The 8,610-nt window shown below is 64.6% G+C and carries 10 protein-coding genes and 1 pseudogene; 1 reads left to right on the plus strand and 10 read right to left on the minus strand.

Going from position 1 to position 8,610, the window contains the following annotated elements:
* The first annotated feature begins 51 nt into the window (after positions 1-51).
* Positions 52-969 carry an NAD-dependent epimerase/dehydratase family protein gene (locus AX744_RS04850; protein ID WP_061015561.1) on the plus strand — a complete coding sequence of 306 codons (918 nt, stop codon included), beginning with the start codon at positions 52-54 and terminating at the stop codon, positions 967-969.
* Positions 970-1,437: 468 nt separating this feature from the next.
* Here the strand turns inward: AX744_RS04850 and AX744_RS04855 are convergent, their stop codons facing one another.
* The 10 genes and pseudogenes from AX744_RS04855 to AX744_RS04895 form a co-directional block, all read right to left on the minus strand.
* Positions 1,438-2,040, minus strand: coding sequence for a cadmium resistance transporter (locus AX744_RS04855; protein WP_016997609.1), 603 nt, complete (start codon positions 2,038-2,040; stop codon positions 1,438-1,440).
* Positions 2,037-2,396: a Cd(II)/Pb(II)-sensing metalloregulatory transcriptional regulator CmtR gene (cmtR, locus tag AX744_RS04860; RefSeq protein WP_006590980.1), complete on the minus strand. Its 360-nt coding sequence runs from the start codon at positions 2,394-2,396 to the stop codon at positions 2,037-2,039. The genes AX744_RS04855 and cmtR overlap by 4 nt, the downstream gene beginning before the upstream one ends.
* 168 nt (positions 2,397-2,564) lie before the next feature.
* Positions 2,565-3,374, minus strand: a complete 810-nt coding sequence (locus tag AX744_RS04865; RefSeq protein WP_061015562.1) for an AAA family ATPase — start codon at positions 3,372-3,374, stop codon at positions 2,565-2,567.
* A complete protein-coding gene (locus AX744_RS04870; RefSeq protein ID WP_331709293.1) occupies positions 3,374-4,411 on the minus strand; it encodes a Mu transposase C-terminal domain-containing protein in 1,038 nt (345 codons plus the stop codon). The genes AX744_RS04865 and AX744_RS04870 overlap by 1 nt, the downstream gene beginning before the upstream one ends.
* 219 nt (positions 4,412-4,630) lie before the next feature.
* A pseudogene (locus AX744_RS21510) lies at positions 4,631-4,885 on the minus strand (helix-turn-helix domain-containing protein); the annotation flags it as partial.
* On the minus strand, positions 4,770-5,366 hold the full coding sequence (locus AX744_RS04875) for a recombinase family protein (protein WP_061015563.1): 597 nt from the start codon (positions 5,364-5,366) through the stop codon (positions 4,770-4,772). The pseudogene AX744_RS21510 and the gene AX744_RS04875, both read right to left, overlap by 116 nt.
* A 237-nt stretch (positions 5,367-5,603) precedes the next feature.
* On the minus strand, positions 5,604-6,854 hold the full coding sequence (locus AX744_RS04880) for a cation:proton antiporter (protein ID WP_061015569.1): 1,251 nt from the start codon (positions 6,852-6,854) through the stop codon (positions 5,604-5,606).
* A gap of 78 nt (positions 6,855-6,932) precedes the next feature.
* Positions 6,933-7,277 carry a hypothetical protein gene (locus AX744_RS04885; RefSeq protein WP_061015564.1) on the minus strand — a complete coding sequence of 115 codons (345 nt, stop codon included), beginning with the start codon at positions 7,275-7,277 and terminating at the stop codon, positions 6,933-6,935.
* The gene (locus AX744_RS04890; protein WP_423794690.1) at positions 7,274-7,864 is read right to left on the minus strand and encodes an Asp23/Gls24 family envelope stress response protein; all 591 of its coding nucleotides are present in this window, start codon (positions 7,862-7,864) and stop codon (positions 7,274-7,276) included. Before AX744_RS04890 ends, AX744_RS04885 begins: the two co-directional genes overlap by 4 nt.
* A complete protein-coding gene (locus AX744_RS04895) occupies positions 7,861-8,424 on the minus strand; it encodes an RNA polymerase sigma factor (RefSeq protein ID WP_082738402.1) in 564 nt (187 codons plus the stop codon). Before AX744_RS04895 ends, AX744_RS04890 begins: the two co-directional genes overlap by 4 nt.
* Between the last annotated feature and the right edge of the window lie 186 nt (positions 8,425-8,610).

Here is an 8,610-nt window from a genome sequence, read left to right on the forward strand (position 1 = left end):
CGATGTGAACGGTGCTAACATAACACGTCGACACACGATTGGGGACACATCATGCAGACGATTCTCGGAGCGGGTGGCCAGATCGCGAACGGCCTGGCACGCGCGCTCCACGGCACGGACGAACTGCGACTCGTGAGCCGCAGGCCCCACGCCGTGAACGCCGACGACGCCACGGCATCGGCCGATCTCACGGACGCCACGCAGACGTCCGACGCCACGGTCGGCAGTGACGTGATCTACTTCACCGCAGGCCTGCCCGCTGACACAGAGCTGTGGGAGGAGCAGTTCGAGACGATGCTGCGCAACGCGCTCGACGCCGCCCGGACCGCGGGGGCGAAGTTCGTCTACTTCGACAACACATACATGTACCCGCAGGACGCCCGCGTCCAAACGGAGGACACCCCGTTCGACCCCGTTGGACGCAAAGGCGTCGTCCGCGCACGCATGGCTCAGATGGTGCTCGATGAGATCGACCGCGGCGAGATGCCCACGCTCATCGCCCGGGCCCCGGAGTTCTATGGACCCGAACGCACACAGGGATTCACGAATTCACTCGTGTTCGACAGAGTGAAGCAGGGTAAGCGCCCACTTATCCCCGTCCGGGCCGACACACGACGTTCCCTCATCTGGACGCCCGACGCGAGCCGCGCGCTCGCCGCGCTCGGCTCGACGCCCGATGCGTACGGTCAGACCTGGCATCTCCCGGTGGACGCCGCACACCCGACATATCGCGAGATCATCGCCACGGCCGACCAGGCGTTCGGAACATCAAAAAAAGCCATCATCCTCCCCAGCTGGGCGCTTCGCGCCGCCGGTCGCATCTCACCCGCGGCCCGGGAGATGGGTGAGTTGTTGCCCCGCTACCACCAGGACAACATCTTCAGCGACGCGAAGTTCCGCACCGCATTCCCTGACTTTCGGGTGACAGCCCTTCGCGACGGCATCGACGCGCTTGCCACAGAGCACTGACCGCATCGCCCCTCTGACGACCACCGCCCCAGTCAGGCCTCACGCGACACGACGACACGCGATCTGAGATTCCGACACTTTTCGTGAGATCGGACACAGGCGTGTCCGATCTCACGAGAGTTGTCGGTTGGTGAGACAGAACATCCCCGGAAAGGCGGGTGAGTGGTGCGCTGCCGAAACTGCCGGTTGTCTCACGAAACTTGTCGGTATTCGCGTTTCGTTCTCACCCTGCCTAAAAGGTCGGGCGGACCGTTTCGGCGCGACAGGTTCCGGCAGGGGGTTTCGGCAGGTGCGCGACCGGCGTGTCGTGCAGTCGGCTGTGACTTCGTTCGCTTGGTGGCGGGGTTTTTGCAGCGCTCCGTGGCGGTCTTGTTGCCGCGATCACGCAGGACTGGCTGCAGGTAGGTGTCGCGGTCTGAACCGAGAGGGGTGCGCCCGGTCGGGGCCGTTTGGATCGCTGCCGCTACGTTAGAGTCCGAAGGCTCCGCCGCTGACGAGGATCACGATGCCGAGGCCGATGAGAACGATGGGGAAGAGGATGTGCTCCCAGCGTTCGAGCACTTCGGCGATCGGGGGGCGGGTGGCGACGAACTTTGCCAGGGCCACCAGGACCGCGACGAGCGCGAGGAAGACGATGCAGTAGGCGACTACTGCGAGAGGTTCCACGCTGAGGAAGACCGGGGTGTAGACGCCGATGTTGTCTCCGCCGTTGGCGAGGGTGACGCCTGCGACTGTCCACACGCCGACCTTCTTGCCGGCAACCTTGGCCTCGTCGTCATCGTCGTCATCGTCTCCGCGCCAGGCCTGCCATGCGGCCCAGAGGCCGAGGCCCAGAGGGATGAGACCGAAGTACGGGATGGCTGCCGAGGGCAGGAATGCTCCGGCACCGATGGTCACCAGGACCGCGGCACCGAGGATGCCGGCGAATCCGAGGTACTGGCCGGCCAGAATGCGGGCGGTAGTGCCGCGCTGGCCTGCCCCTCGCGCGAAGAAGAGGGAGAGCACGATGATGTCGTCGATGTTGGTCGCTGCGAACAGGCCCATCGCCTGCAAGACCGAGGTGAGGATCATGCGCCCTCCCCAGCTGCGTCGCATCCGGGAAGCGAGCAGGCGGGATCGATGCACGGGGCGTCTTCGTCCACTGCCAGGGTGGCATCGACCAGTGCCGTCAGCGCCTGCGCCAGGTGCGAATCGGCGATCTCATATCGTGTCCGACGACCCTCGGGCTCGGAGACGACGATCCCGCAATCGCGCAGGCATGCCAGGTGGTTGGACACGTTCGGGCGTGTCAGGTCCAGATCTCGGGCCAGTTCCGCCGGGTAAGCGGGATGGTCGAGCAGGGTCAAGATGATCCGGGATCGAGTGGGGTCGGCCAGTGCACGACCCAGGCGGTTCATCACGTCGAGACGCGAAGCAATAGTCAGCATGGACTGAACTATACAGCGCGCACTGAACACTCGGTCACAGGCGTCAGCCCAGATCGCGTGCCCGTAAGGGGAACCCTCACCGGACACCACCGCTACTTATCGAGAGGAACGACGGCACGCTGTGGTGTTGATCGCTCAGTGGCGGTATTCCGTGATCGTTTTGTGCCGTCAGTTGCCGATGACGAGGATGCTGGCCGCAGCTTCGATGACGTCGTCGGTGACGGTTTCGAGTCCGTTGATCTTTAGCACTCGAGCGATCTGGGGGAAGAGTCTTTCGAGGAGGCGGAAGTTGCCGCGGGTGATGCGTTCGATCGCGGCTATGGCTTGTGCGTCGGTGAAGTCTTCGGGGTCGAGTTGTTGGCCTAGGCGTTTCCAGTGGCGGTCGAGGACGAAGAGAAGTTCTTCTCGGCCGAGAGCACGGTAGTGGTGAGAGAAGCCGAGTCGGCTGTAGAGCTGTGGGTAGTGGCGGAAGCGTTGGTCGATTCCGGGCATGCCGATGAGGATCATGGAGAGGTGTTCGCGGTCGTGGCGGTCGCGGAGCATCTCGAGCGCAGTCGGTGTGAGCCTTTCGGCTTCGTCAATGATGAGCAGCTCGACGAGGTGAGACATGCCTATCGCCGTGGTGGTCGGTTCGGTCTCCCGTGAGCGGAGGTGTTCGTCGGCGCAGATCTCGATCTTCGCCTGCCAGCGCTCGATGTCGTGTATGAGGTCTTTGGGTCTGCAGAGGACCTCGGGTGTGTAGAAGACGGTGCGGGCTCGGTTGGCGAGGGCGTAGTACTTGGCGTCGTGGTCGCCGCGAGGTCCCCACGTGTTGATGTAAGGCTCGAGCGCGTCCCAGTTCGCGTAGCGGCGGGCGGAGTTGGTCTTGCCGACGCCGGCGTCGCCGTGGCAGATGCCGATGGTTTTCTCTTTGCGGACGGCGTTCGCGAACTCGGTGAAGCGCCGGTGCTCCTTGGTGACGATGAAGGCCTGGTTCATCACTCGTCCTCTTCATAGGTGCGAAGCCGCCGACGATGCGGAGGCGGCGCGACGTCGCGCGGCTCCTCGCGGGTGACGGCGGTGGGGATGCGGTCATTAATCGCGTGCCGGAGTTCTCGGCGACGGGCTCGGCGAGCGGTTTCGATGTCGCGGAGGCTGAGGCGGAGATTGGGGTGGGCTTCGTCGACGGCAACGCAGACGAAGGTGTCTCGGTCGTACACGCGGATCTCGGAGATGTCGCGCGGGTCGTAGCGGATCGTGATCGTGTGCCCGACGAAAGGTGCGAGTGTCGGGGCGAGGTAGCGCTGGCCCTGGAAGTGGATACCGTCGCGCTGCACGACCCGATTCTTCGGGACGGTGAGCAGGAGACCATCGAGTTGTTCCAGGCTCTCGGGCATTCGCGGAAGCCAGCCGTCCGCGACCCACGCGTCCCGAGGCGAAACTCCGAGCTCGCGGTGTGGTCGCGCGTTGTACGTCGCGATGAACGCGCCTATGGTGTGGTCGAGCGCCGCCAGGTCGAGAGTGGCGTGAGGGTTTCTGTCGCCGGGTCTGAGATGTCCGGGGAGGGTGGCGAGGAGTTCGGTGTTGATGGTGCGGAAGAAGCGTTCGACCTTGCCGCGGCCTTGGGGCCGGCCCACCGTGGAGTGGATGATCCGGATGCGCAGCTCGATGGCGGTGCGTTCGAGGTGGTGGCTGGTGAAGTCGGAGCCGTGGTCGACGTGGAGGACGTCGGGGATGCCGCACATCGCCCACGTTGGGTCGGTCTTCCGCCAGATCGCCTGCCGGAGCGCGAGGGCTGTGTTCATCGCGGAAGGGGCGCCGGTGAAGACGGTGTAGCCGCAGATCGCGCGTGAGTGGTCGTCGATCACGATCGTGAGCCAGGGCCGATCCGACCTTCCGCCCGCGGCACTGGTGATGAGGATGTCGAGTTCGGTGTGATCGGCCTGCCAGATCTCGTTGGGGCGGTCGGCTCGGCGGCGGTACACCAGCTCGTGTCGATCGCGATAAGCCGCGGGTCCATCCAGGGCGAGCGTCACGAGAGCCGGATCGAGGGACTGCACAATATCTCGGACGGTGGCGTAGCTGGGCACCGTCAGGCCCTGCCGCATTGCTTCTGCGCTGACAAGGCGATGCAGCGTCGTGAGTGCCGGCCTCGGCCTGGTCAACGCGAGGTGCTCGATGAACGCAACCAATTCGCCCGCCGTGCGACGAGTCCCAGCGTCGACTCTCGGTTGAGGGTCGAGGGCAGTGATGCCGCACTCTTGGTAGAGCTGGTGCCAGCGTTGCAGCGTGCGCAGGCCGATCCCGGTTTCTCGGGCAAGAACGGTGAGAGGTATCCGGTCTTCGACGTGAAGTCGAAGAATCCGCCACCGCTCCTCGCCGCTCATGACATCGCTACATGGTGGTGCTCTCGCGGCCGGCGAGGGCTTGCTGGTGGCGATAGAGCGTGGCGCGACTCCACCCGACGAGCCGTGCTGCATCTTCGGCGGTACGCCCCTTTGCTCGGGCATCGGCGGCGATCGCGAGCTTGTCGGCGATCACCGCTGGGTCCGAGAGTGGTCGACCGAAGCGGGTGCCACTCTGCCTGGCTGCGGCGATCCCGGCATTCACCCGCTCGACGATCAGTTCACGCTCGTACTCAGCGAGCGTGGCGAGCATGTTCAACATCAACCGGCCCGTCGACGTCGCTGGATCTATCCCATCCGAGACGGAACGCACGTGTACACCGCGCTCGCGTAACAGGTTCACCGTGTTCAACACGTCGATGAGGGAGCGGCCGAGGCGATCGACTCGCCAGACGACGACGGTGTCACCGGGCTCTGCGTGCTCGAGCAGCTTCTTCATCCCGCGGCGCTCGATGGCCGTCTTGCTGCCAGAGGTGACATCGGCGAACACGTCGCGCTTCTGAACGCCGGCCATCACGAGGGCGTCGAGCTGCAGCTGCGCATCCTGATTGGCCGTGCTCACGCGGGTGTATCCAAGGAGTCTCACTCAGCCATTGTGCCTCGCAAGACCCTCCGCGTCATCTCGCTGAGACACTTTCCGGTGAGACGCATTGTTGAGACGGAGGCCGACCCGGGATCACACAGAGCGGGGATCACGCAGCCGGCATCTGGCCGATGTCTCAGAAAGCTGTACTTTTTTGAGATGCATCCAGAGGGAATCCGACAGTGGGGCCTACTTCCGGAATAAGGGGTCACCTTTGGTGATCGACACGGGACGCCCGGTCTATACGGGAGTGGTGGCGATGTTGGTGTGGTCGCCGCCGCGTCGGCGGTTGGCTCGGTGGCGGGTCGCGTCGATGAGCCGCATGGTGGGGGTGGCGGCGAGTCCGTGGATGATGATGGAGCAGACGATGACGAGGCTGACGATGGACCAAAGGCGGTCGCCGTCGGGAAAGTATCCGTTCTGGGTGGCGTAGGCGATGTAGAACAGGGAGCCGACTCCGCGGACGCCGAAGAATGCGATGACGCTTCGTTCTCGGGGCCCGGTTTTTCCGGGTGTGAGCCCGATCCATCCGGCGAGGGGGCGGATGATGAGCAGGATGATCAGGGCGACGAGGATTTCGATCCAGCCGATGTCGGTGAACAGACCGCGGGCCACAGCGCCGCCGAGGAGGACGACGACGGCGATGGTGAGGAGTCGTTCGATTTGTTCGACGAACTTGTGGAGGACTTGGTGGTAGCCGTGTCCTCGTTCTGATGCCCGGATGGTGATGGCGCAGACGAAGACGGCGATGAAGCCGTATCCTTCCGCGGTTTCGGCGATGCCGTAGGCGAGGAAGATCGCGGCGATGGCGACGAATCCTTCGGCTTGGTCCACGACTTTCTTGCCGCTGAGACGGGTGGAGAAGAACAGTCTGCCCAGAAGCCAACCGGTGCCGATGCCGGCAATGACGCCGATGGTGATCCTCCACAGCACGTCGATGAGGAACCAGTCGGTGAACCACGCTGACGGGGCGAGGCCGACCATGCTGATGGCGATGGCGGCATAGGTGAAGGGGAATGCGAGGCCATCGTTGAGGCCGGCTTCGGAAGTGAGCGCGAACCGCACCTCGTCGTCGGCGTTCTCGTCGTCGACGGGTTCGCTGACTTGCACCTCGGTGGCGAGCACGGGGTCGGTGGGGGCGAGAGCTGCGGCGAGGAGGAGAGCGCTGGCGGCTCCGAGTCCGAGCCCCACCCATCCGAGGATCGCGACGGCGGCGATGGACAGCGGCATGGTGATGGCCAGCAGCCGCCAGGTGGTGGACCAGGTTCGCCAGCGCAACGGCCGGTTGATGGCAAGACCGGCGCCCATGAGGGAGACCAGGACGCAGATCTCCGTCAAACGCAGCGTGATCTCGGGGTGATCGCTCGGGTGCGGGTCGGGGAGGTCGGGGATAAGGGCGAACACGATGATGCCCGCGGCGAGGAACACCATCGGGACCGAGATGGGAAGCTTCCCGAGCAGCCGCGGGAGGAGGGCTGCGGCGAGGGTCATCACGCCGATTGCGGCAAACAGGAGGGTGTCGTCGGTGAATTCCAACGCCGCTGTGGGCAACAAGGCACGCGGCTCGTCTTAGGCGATGCGGGAGATCTGGACGGTCACGGTCGCATCGTGGCCGTCGGGGATGCGGGCGAGGAGGGCGTCCGCCACGTGGGCTGCGGCTTGCGGTGCGGGGGTGTGGCGATGGGTGCCGATTCGGGCAGTGAGGGTGTGCGCGGTTCCGTCGCTTCGCACGTCGACCCGATTGATCCGGGATGGGGCGCCCGTTATCAGAGCGGCGACCAGCTGGGGCGCCTGTGTGAGGGTGGGTGCCGGCGGGTAGATGTCGAGGACGCCGTCGATCTCGAGCACCGCCGCGGTGAGGGTGTCCGGGTCCAGGGCGTCAGGGGAGAGGGGTGTGTCGATGTCGTTGCTCATGGCATCTCCTCGGTGGTGTTGTGACCGTGCAGGTCTTCGACCGTGACGTTGATCAACATGATGTTCAGGTGACTGTGGGTGGACAGTGCGTCCCGGACAGCGTCGCGCAGTTCCCTGACGGCTTCGGGAATCGGGTACTTCCAGGCAATGCTGGCAGTCACGGTGACATCGACCGGTGCCCCGGCGGTTTCGACGTCCCCGTCGAACTGGCATTTTCCGATGATGATTCCGGGCACGGTGTCGCCAACACTGCGGATCAGGGCGCGCAGTGCCCCCTCGGTGACAGTGAGGATCACGCGGGGGTCAGGGTGGTGCAGCGGCACCGACCTGCCGGCGCGGACCTCGTCATGGATGGTCGACATGATCTGCTCCATCCAGTTCGCCGGCGGCGCGGGAAGATTCGCCGCGTCATGGGCGAGCAGGTCTCGGCTGAGCTGCGACACGCCAGTGAGTGCCTGGAGGGCGTTGAGGCATTCCGGGCAGGTCTCGATGGACGGGTCGTAGGGGATGCGGTCAGCGGAGAGGTAGTCACTGAGCTCTTCGATGGTCTTTCCGCAGTCCAGCGTGCGGGGTGTCGTGTCAGTCACCGCCATTCCTCCATCTGCGCGTAGATAGACGCGCGTGCTCTAGCTAGTTTCCCGCGGACGGTTGTGCGGGGGATGTCGAGTTGTTTCGCGATGTCGTCGTAACTGAGCTCGGCGATCTCCCGCAGCAACCAGGCTTGCCGGAGGTCAGGGGCGAGGGTGTCCAACGCCCCGGCGAGGGCTTGGAGCTGAGCGTTTCGGATCGCGACGTCCTCCGGCTGAGTATCGAGCGGGTGGGCTGTTTCCAGGATGGGAAGCGGATCTTCGGGTGGGCGGCGGCGGAGGTGTTTGAACGCCTGCCGGCTGGCGATCTGCATCAACCAGGCTTTCACCGCCGTCGGATCACGTAGCTCCGGCAGGCGCCGCCACGCGGTGTAAAGGGACTCTTGCACGACGTCGTCGGCTTCGCTGAGTGACCCCACAATGCGGCTGACATACGCGCGCATGAGCGGCGCGTGCCTGCGGATCAGCACCTCGAACGCAGCCGGATCGCCCTGGGATGCACGTTCGACGAGGATCTCGTCCGCGACGACTCCTAGGCCTTGCTTCCGTGGTGAGGTCATGGGTCTGAAAACTTTCTCAAACTTTTTTGTGACGAATCGGCCGGAACGGGACTCTTACTTGCAGAGCGAACATATCGCTCTGAACGCGATGCCTGTGAGGTGGTTGCGTTCTCCCGTTCCAACCGTTAGAAGGACTGCAATGGCAACCGAAGACCAGAACCCCACCACCCCCGACGCCCCCAAGCC

The organism is Microbacterium sp. CCH5-D1 (assembly GCF_001557335.1).
In the GTDB taxonomy this organism is placed as follows: domain Bacteria; phylum Actinomycetota; class Actinomycetes; order Actinomycetales; family Microbacteriaceae; genus Microbacterium; species Microbacterium oxydans.

Excerpts from the sequence above, each read along its gene's own strand:
- AX744_RS04850 (WP_061015561.1), top strand. The coding sequence starts at position 52 with ATGCAGACGATTCTCGGAGCGGGTGGCCAGATCGCGAACGGCCTGGCA.
- AX744_RS04855 (WP_016997609.1), bottom strand. The coding sequence starts at position 2,040 with ATGATCCTCACCTCGGTCTTGCAGGCGATGGGCCTGTTCGCAGCGACC.
- cmtR (WP_006590980.1), bottom strand. The coding sequence starts at position 2,396 with ATGCTGACTATTGCTTCGCGTCTCGACGTGATGAACCGCCTGGGTCGT.
- AX744_RS04865 (WP_061015562.1), bottom strand. The coding sequence starts at position 3,374 with ATGAACCAGGCCTTCATCGTCACCAAGGAGCACCGGCGCTTCACCGAG.
- AX744_RS04880 (WP_061015569.1), bottom strand. The coding sequence starts at position 6,854 with ATGACCCTCGCCGCAGCCCTCCTCCCGCGGCTGCTCGGGAAGCTTCCC.
- AX744_RS04885 (WP_061015564.1), bottom strand. The coding sequence starts at position 7,277 with ATGAGCAACGACATCGACACACCCCTCTCCCCTGACGCCCTGGACCCG.
- AX744_RS04895 (WP_082738402.1), bottom strand. The coding sequence starts at position 8,424 with ATGACCTCACCACGGAAGCAAGGCCTAGGAGTCGTCGCGGACGAGATC.